Origin of the sequence: Fontibacillus phaseoli (assembly GCF_003337355.1) — a bacterium.
Classification (GTDB): Bacteria; Bacillota; Bacilli; order Paenibacillales; family Paenibacillaceae; genus Fontibacillus; species Fontibacillus phaseoli.
Map to the genome: position 1 here is coordinate 82,904 of NZ_QPJW01000011.1, position 15,332 is coordinate 98,235.

Below are 15,332 nucleotides of genomic sequence, written 5' to 3' on the forward strand. Positions count from 1 at the left end.
CGTTAACCTCCGACGTAGGCGGACAGCTTGTTAACCAGCCCGGCCCAGCCTTGGTCCATCCGGCCGCGCACAATGTCATGGGGCTCGCCGAACTCCGTCACTTGAGCCGCAGTCCAACCGCCGTGGATGACCGTAAATTCGATCTGCCCCTCATTTTCCACCAATTCAAAGGTCAGCGTCCAATCTTTGCCCCAATTAAACGACAACCGGTTCGGCGGATCCACCAGAGTTACTTTGCATGGGGATTGCCCGAAAGGCCCCGCCTGTAAATGAAATTCATGTCCAACCACCGGCTGCAGATCATTCGGCATAAACCAGGACGACAGTCCCTCCGCCGTAGCGACCGCCTCCCATACCTTCTCTGCCGTGGCATGCAACAAAATGGTATGCCGGATGTCCGGCAGCGTTTCATTCATGTTATTATTCATCATCCCATCTTCTCCTTTTCAATGGGAAACCTAAAGGTTTCGCATAAGTCCTGTCGTCATTATATGAAACCATTTGGTTTCCTGTCAACTAAAATCAAGGACCGTACTCCCCCCATAGGGTGTGAATACGGCCCCTTCTTCATTCCAATTTGGTTATGGTCATTCTCCCACGGTAATCTCGTACAATCGTGCCGTTTTCTCTGCCGGCAAGACGACCTTCAGCTCCCCGTCTTCGGCGTTCCAAACGCAGTCGCCCGCAAGGTCCTGCGGGTAAGCGCGGTGCACTTGCAGCGGCTTGCCCTTCAACCAGCCCAGCGGAATGGTCTTCTCTGCCGGCTCATGTGCGCCGCCAGCCTCGGCAGCCCGCACCCGCCAGACGGCCAAGTATACGTGGTTGTCCTTGCGAAGGCCAAGGCTAACCCACTCGTCCTGCTGCGTTGGTAAACCGAGCGGCCAAAACGGCAGCGCCTCCGGAATATTGTGGCGGATCGTCTTGTAATAGTCCAGCGCTTCCTTGACCAGTTCCCGGCGGCGCGGGCTCAGCTCGGCAAGGTGGCCGCTCTGGTGTACGCGAAGCAACAGGGCGTTCACCATGTTGAATACGACCTCTTCGTCATCGCCCTCACGCAGCGGATACGACCAGATCGCCGACTGCTCCGGCGTCAGCGCCGACGGTGAAGCCGCCGCGATAGCGGCGTAATTCACGTAATCCTCTTGATCGCTCGTGGACTGGATGCTGTGCCGACTGAGCATGGCATAGTCCATCCGCATCCCGCCGCTGGAACAGTTCTCGATGACCAAATCCGGATAGCGGGCAAAAATTCCGTCCAGCCACTGCAAATAAGCACGGTTATGCTGAAGCAGCCCGTCGCCGAAGCTATCGGCATCCCTTTCCGTCCCAATTCCGGCATTTATGTTGTAATCCATCTTGATATAGCCGACTCCATAATCCTCAACCAATCGGCGGATCACTTCCGTCGCGTGCTGTATTACCTTCGGATTGCGATAATCCAGTTGGTAGCGGCTGCGGTCTTTGACCCGCTTGCCATGCCGCATGAAGAACCAGCTGTCGTCCGTATCCTTCAGCTTTGGACTGTTGATGCCCATGACTTCCAGCTCCAGCCAAAGGCCGGGAATCATCCCTTTGCTGCGGATGTAGTCGAGGACATATTTGATCCCTTCCGGGAAACGTTCCTCCGACGGCAACCATTCGCCCACGCCGTCCCACCATTCGCCCGGCGCATACCAGCCTGCATCGATGCAGAAATACTCGCTCCCTATTTCCGCTGCGGCATCAATTAACGGGAGCAGCTTGGCCGTTGTCGGACTGCCCCAGAGGCAGTTCATGTAATCGTTAAATATAACCCGTAGCTTGCGGTTATCTTCATTAGGCCGACGGATTACCCGGCGATACCGGGTCAACACCCCGATAGCGTCATTGAAGTCCCCGTTAACCGAACCGACCGCGGCCGGAACGGAAACGAACTCTTCGCCCGGTTCAAGCTGCAACCACCAGTGATTGTCATGCTCGGTCGGGCCGCTGACGAGCAAGGCGAGATGATCATTCTGGTCGATAATCTCCCAGTGCCAGGAGCCGTTATGCTCAATTTGCCAGAACAGGCTGCTTCCCGCCTCCTCATTTTCCAGCACCGCCATCGGAATATGTTCGGCCGCCGACCAGGAGCCGGTATTGCTGCAGGAAATCCGCTTGGAGGTCCGGTCGGTCAAATGGGAAAGCCCAAGCTCCGGCAGACGGTAAGATCTCCACTGCAATTCGCTCTGCCAACCCGTATGAGGGATGAACAATCTCATTTTGTCATCCCGCGACGTCTTGCCCTCTTTATCGACCCCGGTCAAAGCGAACGTGGAAACATACTCCACGCCCAGTGCTTCCATTCCGCCGTTGCTCAATACCACCCAGATGCGGGCTACCGGAATCCCGTCATAAAATTGAACATGCTGCACCGCCCGGAGACCCGTATCGGGGTCCTTCAGGGCGATTTCCAGCTTGCGGCCAAGACCGCTTCGGAAATCTTCATGCCCGTCATACTGCATCCGCAAGCCGGGATACGTCGCCCGGTGCGTTCTCCCGTGATACTCCGCACGGTCCTCGCCGGTAAGCTGAAGTTCCATTAGGCGAAAACCTTGTTTTTGCGTTTCGCTTACCGTCTCCTCCTCAAAGGGTTTGGCACCGAAATGAAGCAGCCGTACATCCTTTTCATCTGTCACTTCAAAAATAAAATGAAGTCCATTTTCGGCAAAACTGAATCTTTGGGACATTTTGCATGCACCTGCCTTTTATCATCGTTATCATTAAATAGACTTAACGCAGCACCGCCCGGTGCTGCGTTAAGAGTTTGCGGCCTTTCAATTATTGGGCGGAACCGAGTTGTACCCAAGCTTGCTCAATTTCCGTTACGGCTTGGTCTTTATTTTTGCTGCCGCCAATGTAAGCTTGCATAATTTCACCGAATTTTTGATGGAACGTATCCAGCGAGTAGTTGATGGACAGGTCGCCCGATGCTTCCGTCTTCAGGATTTCTTCCATTTGCTTCGGCATGTCCAGATCCGGAAGCGGAGCGTCCTTGATCGGCGGAATGACTTTCGCTACGCTGGAGAACCAGTTTGTCCCGTACTCGGAAGTATACAGCCAATTGAAGAACTCGATCGTTTCTTTGGCAACTTTGGAATCTTTGTTGATCCGTAGCGCCTGATCGGCACCCGTGATGATCTGGGATTGTTCGGCTTTGTCGCTCACCGGGTAACCGGCAATGCCGAGCTGGAAGTCCGGCGTAATTTTCTTGATAGCTTCTTCATCCCATGCACCCTTACCGTTCAAAATCGCAGCCTTGCCTGAAGCAAAGTCGCTCACTTGCGCGTTGCTGTCGCGTTCGAGCGGTTTATCCGTACCATGTTTGACCGTCGTGTCCACGTATGCGAAGAAGTTGTTGTACAGAACCGGGTAGTCTTTGATTTTTGCATCTCCGGCAATGAATTTGTCAACGAGTTCCTTAGGAGCTACGCCGGAATCCTGCGCAGCCGCATCAACAAAGTGTTGGAAAAGATGCTTCCATACCCACCACTCTTTATACGCGTTGGCGAAAGGAATCGTTCCTTTGGCTTCCAGCTTGGCGATGGCATCGTCCATTTCGGCGGTTGTTTTCGGGAAGGAGGTAATCCCGGCTTCATCAAAAAGTTTCTTGTTGTAGATGATGGAGAACAGGTTGCCTTTAACCGGAAGGCCAAGCACTTTACCATCGGAAGAAGACATATTGGCACGAACGGCATCGGTCATCGCCGCAGCGAGCGGCTCATTGGTCAGATCGGCGCTATATTCGGCATAGGTGTCGATGTCTCCGCCCGCGGTAGTTTGGAACACGTCCGGCGTACTGCCGGCAGCGATTCTCGATTTAAGCACCGTGTTATAGTCCGCTTGCATGATCTCGAGGTTGATCGTTACGTTCGGCTTCACTTTTTTGTATTCTTCGATGTAAGCATTAAACGCATCCGTGTACTCCGGAGAAGCCGTAAACATGTTGATGGTGACTTTCTTGTTGTCATCGGTAGCCCCGTTGTTCGCCGCATTCCCTCCATTGGCCCCTTCATTGGCACCATTGTTGCCGCCGCAAGCGGATAACAGTCCCATGATTAGGGTCAAGCTGAAAAGGGTAGCCCAAATCTTTTTTTTCATAAATATAACCCCCACTTTCTTGGTTGTGTTGTGCTAGTGGTCTTGCTTGCTATGGTCCTTATTCTAATGAAAAGGGTACGGGATAAAAATGTAGATAAGTGGTGAGTTAAGGGTAAAAAAGTGATGTTATCACATAGTTCACTTTTTAGCCCCTTCCGCACGCTGATTTCTGTATTCGGACGGAGAGACGGAGTAATAGTTTCTGAAAGCTTTGCTAAAGTAGTTCTTATCCTTGTAACCGAGCATTTCCGAAATCTCCTGGATTTTCAGGGAGGAATCGTCCAGTAGCTGCTGGGCCTTGTCCATCCGCACTTTTTGAACGTATTCATGGATTCCGTACCCGAACTGTTGCTTAAACAGCTTCATCAGATACTCCCGGCTGAGAAAATACTTCTCCGTAAACACGGAAATCTTGATGTCCTCAAAATAGTGGTTATCGATATATTCTTTAATATCGTCCACATTAAACGAGCGGTTCCCCGCCATCGACTGGCGAATTTGCTCGTTATAATATTCCAGTATCCGCATTAGCAGGCCTTCAAATTCATCGAAGGACGCAAAATCCGTTTTCAGATGAAAAGAGCGCAGCGCCCGTTCTCCGCCGGAAGACGGCATTTTATCGGACGGGACGCCAAGTTCCAGTGCCATGTCGTTAAAAAGCACGACGATTTCGCGGATCATGCGGTCCGCATCCCCCAGGCTGAAAAAGTCGGAAGATCTTACCTTTTTCACGAATTCGCCGAGCACCGTTTTGGCCTGATGGATATTCCCCGCTTCCAGCGTGTTGCGAAGAATCGGCATCCGCCCGGTCAAGGAATGAATGTCCCGGGTCGGCTGCTTGTCCTGCGTTCCGATGACCGCTTTTCCCGTTAACTTCAACAAGTCGACCGAATGCACCGACAAACTGGCGGCCTCATAGGAATCGGCCAGTTCCAAAGCATTCATGCAAGAAGCGCCGACGCCGCCCGCGCAAATAATGCCAAATAACGAACTCAAGGTCGACACGACCTTCTTCATCAACTGTTCCGATCGAAACATCAATTCTTGAGGATAGCCGCCATGGGAGGTATAAACGGCAATGACCTCGCGCTCCTGCTTCGGGTTGGCAAAACTGAAACACTGCAGCCCCCCGTCCGACATCTCGTTGATTACGTTCGCCACGGCAAAATACAGCAGTTCCGTATCGGAGTTGAAGCGGCTGTCGCGGATCGACTCCATATTGAGGATCCGGAACACCAATACGCCATAGCGAAGGCTGCCGTCATCCGCCCCGATCAGGGACAGGAACGCACTATTGTTCTGCTTTTTGAAGCTGCGCTCCAGGATCGACAGATATATTTTTTCCTTCAGCTTAGGCAATGACATGTTGTAGGCAATATTGCGAGTGATGGACTCGCTGCGGATCTGACGTTTCGCCTCCAGCAGTCCGATCGCTTTGCGCAGCGCCTGGTTCAGGTCCTGCCGGTTAATCGGCTTCAACAAATAATCAATCACCTTGGAGTGAATAGCCTGACGGGTAAATTCGAAATCGTTATATCCGCTGATCACAATCGTCAACAACTCCGGGTACTCCGTCTCCACAATTTTCAGGAATTCAACGCCGTTCATTTCCGGCATTTTCATGTCCACCATGACCAAATCCGGCTTGTGCAACTTCAGCATCTCCAGCCCGGATTTCCCGTCCGTCGCCTCAAGCACTTCATCAACTTGCAGACCTTCCCAATCGCCCAAAATAGTTATCGCTTCACGCAGCGGCTCCTCATCATCAATAATAAGCACTTTATACATGACTTTGGCCTCCCCGCGGAATCAACATTCTCATTCTAGTTCCGGTATCCCCGCTTTGGATCTCTAAGCCAGCTTCTTCCCCATATAACAGCTTCAGCCGGGTGTTCAGATTCTTCAATCCGATGTTCTCCCCTTCCTGCTCCTCCCATTCCGTGCGGAATGACTCCAGAATCTCTTCCATGCGGGCGGGCGGTATGCCGGGACCGTTGTCTTCCACCGTAATTACCGCCCGGGACTCTTCCAATTCGGCCCTGATCTTGATCCTGATTCCTACCGATACCTTCTCTACGGCATGCTTAATCGAATTTTCAACCAGCGACTGGATCGACAGTTTCGGAATTTGCAGCTCCATCAGCGAGTCATCCCATTCGAGGGTAACCTCGAGCCGGCTGCCGAATCTTGCTTTTTGCAGAGCCAGATAACGATCGATATGCCCGAGCTCCTCTTTAGCGTATACGATGTCTTTCCCGCTTATGCAATATCTAAGCGTTAATGCCAAAGCATCGACCATATCGGCCACTTCGAAGTCTCCGCTCTTCAACGCCTTGGTCGAAATCGCCTGCAGAGCGTTGTATAAGAAGTGCGGGTTTATTTCCGCTTCCAAGGCTTTCAGGATGGCGTTCTTTTCCACCAGCTTCATTTTGTACCGTTCATTGATCAGGTCATTCGTACGGGTTACCATCCGGTTGAAATGCCGGGTTAAATAGGCGAGTTCGTCCCGGCCTTTGACCGGCGCCTCCACATCAAACGTCCCTTCGCTGAAACGTCTCATTTGGTGGGACAGCCTTTTAAGCGGCTGGGTGATGGCGTTGGCGATTAGCGTCACCAGAATGACGGAGATCACAAGAAACACCAGTCCGATGAGATAGTTCAGATCCCGCGTTTTTCGCGCGGCTTCATAAATATTGCTATAGGGAATCGGCTTGATCAGCTTCCACCCGTTCTGCTCGCCGACGTTGTAAACGATCAGATATTTCTCTTTGTCTTTCGTCGTCCAGGTGATCGGTTCCTGCTCCTCCTGGCGTTCCAACCGGGTTAGCCATTCAGTCTGCTTGAGGCGGTTGTAAAATTCCAGATCATCCAGGTGAAAAGGTACGTTGTCCGGATCGAGGAACAAAAGATGTTCTCCGTTTTCAAACGGAATGTCCTTCATGATCTCATCCTTCATCGACGGCTTCAGATAAAATGAAATGACGGCACGGGCCTCCTTGGAAGCGATGGACCGGATCACGCGGTGATAAGCCATAAAGCCGGGATCGGTAATCGAAGAATAGCCCGGATCAGCGCCGGGATCGGCAAAAGACTGATACGAGCGGTTGTTGGGGCTTGCCATCGCCTTTTTGTACCACGACCGATAAGGGATTTGGCCATCATAGCCAACTCTCACCTTAATATCGTAGGCCTCCTGGGTGATCGAATAGTATTTGCCCTGACCGACCAGGTAAAGATATATGCTGTTTAAATCCTTTCGGGAATAAAAAAGGCTCCGCAGATAATCCTCCAGATACATTTTGGAGGCGTAATCGTCTTCTTCATTCAGGATAGCCCGGATCAATTCGTCATACCGGATCTGCGGCAGCGACAATTGCTCGATTCCGGCCAGATAATCCTCCAGATTTTGATTGACCAGCTTCAAATTGTTGGCCGTACTGGACATGTTGTAATCGACCGATTCTTTTTGAATCATCTGATACGAAATGATGGTCAAAGATCCGACAACGAGGATAATTATCGTGGAAAAAAACAAAATAAGCTTATTGACCAGCCGTCTCGACATCCGGTCGATCAAGCTTCTGAATGCTTTTCTCAAGCGCTCAAACATCGTCCTCATCCTTCGAAGGGAAGGTTCTCTGTTCACTCTTTTACAGTTCACCTTTTTACCCTTAACTGTTTTCTTAAATCCATTTAGGGCTGAATAGACCCTGTTCTATAATACATTATAGACGTTGTTCAAAAAGTCAAATGAGGACATGAACATTCAGAAATCCGAGAGCGACCGCCAAAGATCGCTTACGAAAAAGAGGTGCATTATGTTGAAGCTAGGGAGAAAACGGGCCGAAAGACTGGAATTCGGAGCATTTACGCTTCCGATTCTGATTTGCGTCATCGCAGTGTTTTACTATCCGTTCATCATGACGATTCGTTACTCCCTGACCAAGTGGAACGGGATTTCCAAACACCCGAAATTCGTCGGGTTTGACAACTTCCAGCAAATTTTTATGGGGGACGCCAACTTCACGAACGCCGCCTGGTTCACCGTGAAGTATGCCATCCTTTATATCGTCCTTGTCAATGTACTGGCCATATTGCTGGCCCTCGTGCTGGACATGAAGCTGAAATCGACCAACTGGCTGAGAGCGGCATTCTTCATTCCGTACATCCTCAGTTTAGTTATCGTCGGTTTTATCTGGAAATTTATTTTCATGCAAGGATTCGAATCGTTAGGGGAAAGCACCGGATGGGGAATTTTCCAGCTCAGTTGGCTAGGGAAGCCGGGTCTGGCCTTCATTTCCGTACTGCTGGTTTCGCTTTGGCAATCGATCGGTTTCTATCTTGTCATCTACATCGCCGGGCTGCAATCGGTACCGGATGATTTGAAGGAGGCCGCCACCGTGGACGGTGCCGGACCGGTACGCCGGTTCTTCAACATCACCTTGCCGCTCCTGGCTCCTTCGATTACGATTTCCGTATTCATGGCGCTCACCAACTCGATCAAAGTGTTCGACGTCATCCTGTCTCTGACCGCCGGCGGTCCTGGCGGAACGACTTATTCCGTGGCTTACGATATTTATCGCGACACCTTCCAAAATAATCTGTACGGATACGGTACGGCCAAAGCGCTCATTCTGTTCGTGGCTGTTCTTATCATCACGGTAATTCAATTAACGATCTTCAAACGCAGGGAGGTTGAGGCATAATGAAATCCAATAAAGCGGGGCGGATCGTTCTTGAAGTCGTCATGGTCATTGTGTCCTTGATATTCCTGTATCCTTTGTTCCTGACCATCATCAACTCCTTGAAAAGCTTCTCCGAGGTGATGACGGACGTGATCGCGCTTCCGAAAGCGCTGGTGTTCGAAAACTATACGTACGTATGGAAATTCATCAACTATCCGCGGCTGTTCTTGAATAACGCCGTCATTACGATTCTGGGTCTGGCAGGGATCATCCTGGTCTCTTCTATCGCCTCTTACAAACTGGCACGGACAAAATCCAAGGCAAGCTCGATCATCTACTTCCTATGCATCATGCCGATGTTGATTCCGTTCCAGTCGATCATGCTGACCGTACTGCAAATGGCCAAAAACCTGCATCTCTCCGACAGCACCTGGGGACTTGGCATTCTGTACTGGGGCTTCGGCGCTCCGCTGGCTCTGTTCATCTATCACGGTTTCGTCAAAGGGATTCCGAAAGAAATCGACGAAAGCGCCACAATCGACGGCGCCTCCGGCTTCCGGTTGTTCTTCAGCGTGATCTTCCCGCTGCTGAAATCGGTAACGACCACGATCATCATCATCGACGTCATGTGGATCTGGAACGACTTCCTGCTCCCGCTCCTGATGGTCAACGGCTCGCCGGATACCAAAACGCTGACCCTGGCCGCCTACACCTTCGTCGGTCAGTACACCTCCGACTGGCAGTATGCCATGACCGCCATGGTGATGGCCGTGCTACCTTCGATCGTCGTCTTTATCTTCCTGCAAAAATACATCGTCAAAGGCGTAGTCGCCGGCGCGGTAAAAGGCTGATCGATCTTATCGAGTGGATCGGAAAAAGAACGGCCCGCGGGCACTTCGGTGCTTGGCGGGCTGTTCTTATTGCGCAAGTGTAAGCGGGCCGGGACATTACTGTGTACGCTGATTGTTGCTCGGAGTAGGACAGTTACTTGGTGGCGTCGGTGTTGCTCAGGAGCGGAATAGTTACTGTGTACGCTGTTGTTGCCCGGGAGCGGGACAGTTACTTGGTGGCGTCGGTGTTGCTCAGGAGCGGAATAGTTACTTCGATTGTTGAGGTTTCTTTGACGTTGGCGTGGAACCTGGTGCTGATCTCGTGTGGCACAAAGTTTTGGACTTACGGATGATTACGACGATTGCTCCATGGAAATTAAATGGATTTCCTACAGCTAATTTTCCCAAATCAGGCTCCGATAACCAATTAGCTGTATTTCCTACAGTTAATTTTTCCGATTTGCCTGCTTAACAGCGAAATCGGCATAATTAGCTGGAGGTTTTCCAGTTAATTCTCTCAAGTACTCCCTTTCTCAAAAAATAGCTGGAGGTTTTCCAGTTAAATTCCCGCCGAAAAGGAATCCTATTCCCACACGCTTTGTAAACTCACTCCATACGCACTCCATACGCACCCAAGGCGCCGAACGACCAACGCAAAAGTACAATAGTAAAGGCCAATAGCGCCCCAAACTTTCAATTTTCCAGTTACTTTTGGTATGATAGTGATCTAAAGTATGTGAGTAGCGCATACCTTTTCTCAACCAACAAGGTATGTTCCTCGCTGTTCACTAGCTAAACTAACTTATCCAGGAGGTATCGAATCTATGTCTGAACTCAATTATGGTCTCCATTCCGCTACCGATTCCAATAACAGACAGTTGTCCGCGATTCCCCTGTCCATATTGGATCTCGCACCGATTACGGCCGGCAGCACGGCGGCTCAATCTCTGCATAATACACTGGACCTCGCTCAGCATGCCGAAAAATGGGGCTATCGCCGGTTCTGGCTCGCCGAGCATCACAGCATGCCCGGCATCGCAAGCTCGGCTACGTCGGTCGCGATCGGCTATGTCGCCGGCGGAACAAACACGATCCGGGTCGGTTCCGGCGGCATCATGCTGCCGAACCACTCGCCGCTCGTGATCGCCGAGCAGTTCGGCACGCTCGAGTCGCTGTACCCCGGCCGGATCGACCTCGGCCTCGGCAGAGCACCCGGCTCGGACCAACTGACCTCGCAAGCCTTGCGGCGCGGGCCGGGCAGCGACGGGCAGGATTTCCCGGAGCGGCTGCGCGAGCTCCGTGATTATTTCCAGCCCGTATCGGGCTCCTCGATGCGGGTCCGGGCCATTCCCGGCGAAGGATTGAACGTCCCGATCTGGCTGCTTGGCTCCAGCGGCTTCAGCGCCCAGCTTTCTGCCACGCTGGGCCTGCCGTTTGCCTTCGCCAGCCACTTTGCACCGGATTACTTACTGCCGGCGCTGGACCTGTACCGCGGCCATTTCCAGCCGTCGGAATTTTTGGAGAAGCCGTTCGCCATGGCCGGCGTCAACGTAATTGTAGCCGATACGGACGACGAAGCGCGCAGGCTTGCTACTTCCCAGGAGCAGCAGTTCCTGAACCTGATCCGCCGCCGGACAGGACAGCTTAGCGCTCCGGTCGACAGCATGGATTCCATTTGGACACCGCAGGAAAAAGCGCTCGTCCAAAGACAGCTCGGCTTCTCCGCCATCGGTTCGCCAACAACCGTGCGCGCACGACTGGAGCAAATCATCCAGGAAACACAGGCCGATGAGCTTATAGTGGCTGCCCAGATTTATGACCATAAATCTCGTCTGCGTTCTTACGAACTGCTAGCCGAGCTCAAAAATAACTAATTTATTCTCAGGGCAGTCTCCCAGATCATTGATCTTGTGGAGACTGCCCTGTTTTTAATCTAACTAAAGGTCCTCAAAACATCTACTCTATGACTATTTTATGAATTCGATGAAAAATAATTGACCACATATCAAATCATCGTTATATTGTAATATATTAACAAATCTTGAACTTAGTAACTCCCGATATATATTAAATTAAGAAAGAACAAAGGTGATTTGCATGAATACTACGGCCCCCATTCTCAAACACCTAGATGACTTTATAAAAAATGAGAACTTAAATCTGCGCAAATTGGCTACTTTAGCAGATATCAATGCAGGTACGCTGAGCGCGATCTTTAACAGAAACAAAGTTTTTACCGTAGAGCATTTAGACCGCCTTACTTCCGTGATGAATTTACCCGAGGGCTATTTTTACGACCCCTACATTCAGGAATACTTGAGTCATTCGACCCCGGATTGGCGGCGAATCCGGCCTTTCTTATACCGTTGCATGGAATTGGACAAGCTGGACTGCATTAAGAAAATTAATGATATATTAATGGAAAATCTGATGTACTCGCCTTTACTGTTCGAGACTGCCGAAGACTTTTTTCAAAGAGGGAACAAGGAGGCCGCCGCTTTATTATTTGAAAGCATTGCTTCCAGCGAAAAGCACCAGCACTCGGAACGGCTCGCCTTTTGCCAATATCGTCTGTTTCTAATCAGGCAAGGTGCGGACCAGGAGCAAAACTATCAGGCTGCGATCCAGTTTGAACTTTATGTAGACCGGCTTGATGAGATCGATCAGTTGGATGCATTGAGAAATCTGGCTAATACTTATCGGTCATTACGTCGATGGGATAAAGTGCATAAAGTTGCAGCAACTTTAAACCAACTGGCAAAATTCCAATACTCCTTGCCGAACTGCCAGCAAAAAGAAGATCAAACCTTATATAAAAAACCGGTAAGGCCACTATTCTTTTATGTAGCCTTTAGCAAATTACTCTTTGGAGCTGTTTATTATGAACAAGAAAGGTATGAACTCGCTCTTCAAGTAGCCAATGAATCAATTGATTTAGAATGGGTAAGAGAAACTGACGAAGAGGCAGTATACTGGAAGACTCAGATCCTTGAGTGGGCCCAGGCTAATATTTATCTGACCAGACTAATGACTGGAGACACAGCATTCCTTTCAGAATATGTTAGTTTTATTGCACCCAAAAAAAATGAAATTCTTACAGGCTTGTGGAATATAATGACGGCTGCAAATCGCTACAAGATGAATGTAAACGATATTCTGGATAAATTTGAAATAGAAATACCCAATCTCCTCGAACAGAAAGGAAATGAATTAAATAGCCAACAAAATACGGACAATGAACTTGTTGGGTTACTCTGTGAATTAGCTAACTATTATTTGTCTAATTGTAAATACGATAAGGGCTTCCAATACTTGGTAGACGGGTTGAAAAAATCGACTATAATAAATAATGAGAACTCTATTTTGCGGTTTATGCGACTCTTCGAATCTTATCGAAAGTTTGCATCGATCGAATCAAAAACAGAGTATCATAATATAGTCCAATTAGGAGGGTAATTTATGAAAAAGAAAAAAATGACCCTGTTACACGTAACTAGCTTTCTATTGGCAGTAGGAATTAGTGTGGAACCTATTATTCAATTGCTAGGGTGGCACATTGGCGGTTAAAAGAATATCATCACCAAAAACCACCGGAACAAGGCCAAGCCTTGTATCCGGTGGTTTTTCTTGTATTACCTTATTTGGGCTGATTTGCTCAGCCGCTCAGCCGAGCATGGCCGAGGCTTGGTCTTGGAGTTGACGAAGTTGCTCGCGGATCGCGGCCGCTTCGCCGACGATGATCAGCGCCGGGTTGCTGAGCTGGACGGCGGCGGCCAGCTTGTGCATCTCCGTCAGCGTGCTGACGAAGGTGCGCTGGCGGCCCGTCGTGCCGCTCTCGATGAGCGCCACCGGCGTCGATCCGGCCTTGCCATGCCGCAGCAGCTCGGCGCGGATCTCCTTAAGCTGGCCCACGCCCATGTAGATGACGAGCGTGTCAACGGCATGGGCCAGCAAATCCCAGCGGATGGGCGGCCCGACCTGCCCATCGCTCTCCCCGGGGCAGCGGCTGCCCGTCACGCAGGCGAAGGAAGCCGCTACCCCGCGATGCGTGAGCGGGACGCCGCTGGCCGCCGCCGCGCCGATCGCCGAGGTGATGCCAGGGATCACCTCGTAAGGAATTCCCCGGGCCGCCAGCGCCAGGACTTCTTCTCCGCCGCGTCCGAAGACGAACGGATCCCCGCCCTTCAGGCGGACCACCCGCTTCCCTTCCAGCGCATATTCGATCAGGCGCCGCTGGATCGTCCCCTGGGGCATGGCATGTTGTCCCGGCGCTTTGCCGCAGTAGATCCGTATGGATCCGGAGCCTGCATAAGAGAGCAGTTCCTCGTTGACAAGGCGGTCATACAGGATGACATCCGCCGCGTGAATGGCCTTGAGCGCCTTGACGGTGATCAATTCCGGATCGCCGGGCCCCGCCCCTACGATACTTACGCTGCCCGGCCGGATCATGCTCCTTCTCCCGTTCCGGGCGCGCCCGCCGGGATCCGCCGGTGATCCGCCGGGGCATCCTTGGAACCTGGGCTGTGCAAACCGGAAGGAGACGTCCGGCTTGGTCCTGCCGCGGCTTTCTGTTTTTGCGAAACATACAATCCCAAGCCCGTAAACAATACCCCGCCGACAAAATTGCCGACCAATACGGGGAGCTGGTTCCAAACCCACCAGTCCGACAAGCTGACATCAGCCCCAAGCATCATCCCGGCGGGAATGACAAACATATTGACGACCGCATGCTCAAACCCCTGAGCGAAAAAGATCAGGATCGGCAGCCACATCGCGATAATTTTCCCGGCCGTGGACCGGGAGGTAAAAGCCATAACGGCCCCGAGCGTGACCATCCAGTTACAAAGCACGGCCTTGATGACTACCAACCCCATACCGGACATGCCCATCGTTTTGTAGCCGAGCGTCTTGGTCTCGCTGGCCTGAATTAGTGTCTGTACCATTGGATGGCTCATATCGGTACCCATTTTGGTAATCGTCAGGCCATACAATACTGCGTATACGGCACACCCCAGCAGATGGCCGGCAATGACCCAGCCGTAATTCGCCAGCATCCGGGACACCGAAGCTTTACGCTCCAGAACCGCAAGCGGGATGAGCGCAAAGCTGCCGGTCACCAGCTCCAGGCCGAGCAAAATAATGATGACGAAACCGACGGGAAAGATCAGCGCGCCCACGATTCCCAGCGAAGTTTGCGAGGTAGCTGTAAAAGCCAATGTCGTAGCACAGGCCAGAATCGCACCGGCCAAAAAGCCTTTGACCAACATTTGAAAAGTAGTCAAGCGGGCCTTATTGGCCCCCGCCTCAATCATCGATTCCAGCACTTCGGCAGGTTTTACATGATCCATCGGTCTCATCCTCCCTTTTAATCCAGTGTGATGTACACGGAGCCGGTGGCGGCATCCACTTCCGTGTCGTACACAGTTACGGAACCGTGATCCGGCTCGTGCACCCGGCCGCTGTGCAGGTCAATCTTCCAGTCGTGCAGCGGACAGTGGACGGCCGAGCCGCACACCATCCCCTCCGACAACCGCCCTCCTTTATGAGGACAGCGGTTTTCTATCGCCCGGACACTGCCGTCACTAAGCTTGAATACGGCGATTTCCTTATCCCCGACCGCAAACGTACGCGCCCCCTGCTCATCGATTTCCTGCACATGGGCCACCTTGATTTTCGTCAACATCGCCGTTTCCTCCCA

12 protein-coding genes are annotated in these 15,332 nt (G+C 51.4%); 4 read left to right on the forward strand and 8 right to left on the reverse strand.

The features are described 5' to 3' along the window. Positions 1-2 precede the first annotated feature (2 nt). The 5 genes from DFP94_RS20275 to DFP94_RS20295 form a co-directional block, all read right to left on the reverse strand. Entirely contained in the window at positions 3-428 is a 426-nt protein-coding gene (locus tag DFP94_RS20275; RefSeq protein WP_114498350.1) for an SRPBCC family protein, read from the reverse strand. A 159-nt stretch (positions 429-587) separates the two neighbouring features. Continuing rightward, complete coding sequence (locus DFP94_RS20280; protein ID WP_114498307.1) at positions 588-2,708, reverse strand: glycoside hydrolase family 36 protein; 2,121 nt, start codon at positions 2,706-2,708, stop codon at positions 588-590. A gap of 91 nt (positions 2,709-2,799) precedes the next feature. Further along, a complete protein-coding gene (locus tag DFP94_RS20285) occupies positions 2,800-4,119 on the reverse strand; it encodes an extracellular solute-binding protein (protein ID WP_114498308.1) in 1,320 nt (439 codons plus the stop codon). Between the two features lie 138 nt (positions 4,120-4,257). Continuing rightward, positions 4,258-5,907: a response regulator transcription factor gene (locus DFP94_RS20290; RefSeq protein ID WP_114498309.1), complete on the reverse strand. Its 1,650-nt coding sequence runs from the start codon at positions 5,905-5,907 to the stop codon at positions 4,258-4,260. Further along, positions 5,900-7,729: a cache domain-containing sensor histidine kinase gene (locus DFP94_RS20295; protein ID WP_114498310.1), complete on the reverse strand. Its 1,830-nt coding sequence runs from the start codon at positions 7,727-7,729 to the stop codon at positions 5,900-5,902. The genes DFP94_RS20290 and DFP94_RS20295 overlap by 8 nt, the downstream gene beginning before the upstream one ends. 208 nt (positions 7,730-7,937) lie before the next feature. Between DFP94_RS20295 and DFP94_RS20300 the strand changes: the two genes are divergently transcribed. From DFP94_RS20300 to DFP94_RS20315, 4 genes are all read left to right on the forward strand, one after another. After that, positions 7,938-8,825: a carbohydrate ABC transporter permease gene (locus DFP94_RS20300; RefSeq protein WP_114498311.1), complete on the forward strand. Its 888-nt coding sequence runs from the start codon at positions 7,938-7,940 to the stop codon at positions 8,823-8,825. Further along, positions 8,825-9,655 (forward strand): carbohydrate ABC transporter permease, encoded by an 831-nt coding sequence (locus tag DFP94_RS20305; protein ID WP_114498312.1) that lies wholly within the window; start codon positions 8,825-8,827, stop codon positions 9,653-9,655. Before DFP94_RS20300 ends, DFP94_RS20305 begins: the two co-directional genes overlap by 1 nt. 803 nt (positions 9,656-10,458) lie before the next feature. Next, entirely contained in the window at positions 10,459-11,508 is a 1,050-nt protein-coding gene (locus tag DFP94_RS20310; RefSeq protein WP_114498313.1) for an LLM class flavin-dependent oxidoreductase, read from the forward strand. Positions 11,509-11,731: 223 nt separating this feature from the next. Continuing rightward, positions 11,732-13,090, forward strand: coding sequence for a transcriptional regulator (locus DFP94_RS20315; protein ID WP_114498314.1), 1,359 nt, complete (start codon positions 11,732-11,734; stop codon positions 13,088-13,090). Between the two features lie 207 nt (positions 13,091-13,297). Here the strand turns inward: DFP94_RS20315 and cobA are convergent, their stop codons facing one another. Genes cobA through nirD form a run of 3 tightly spaced genes read right to left on the reverse strand, consistent with a single transcriptional unit; the run spans position 13,298 to position 15,317 of the window. Then, positions 13,298-14,083 (reverse strand): uroporphyrinogen-III C-methyltransferase, encoded by a 786-nt coding sequence (gene cobA, locus DFP94_RS20320; protein ID WP_114498315.1) that lies wholly within the window; start codon positions 14,081-14,083, stop codon positions 13,298-13,300. Beyond that, positions 14,080-14,982 carry a formate/nitrite transporter family protein gene (locus DFP94_RS20325; RefSeq protein WP_114498316.1) on the reverse strand — a complete coding sequence of 301 codons (903 nt, stop codon included), beginning with the start codon at positions 14,980-14,982 and terminating at the stop codon, positions 14,080-14,082. The genes cobA and DFP94_RS20325 overlap by 4 nt, the downstream gene beginning before the upstream one ends. A 17-nt stretch (positions 14,983-14,999) precedes the next feature. Then, positions 15,000-15,317: a nitrite reductase small subunit NirD gene (gene nirD, locus DFP94_RS20330; RefSeq protein WP_114498317.1), complete on the reverse strand. Its 318-nt coding sequence runs from the start codon at positions 15,315-15,317 to the stop codon at positions 15,000-15,002. Positions 15,318-15,332 lie beyond the last annotated feature (15 nt).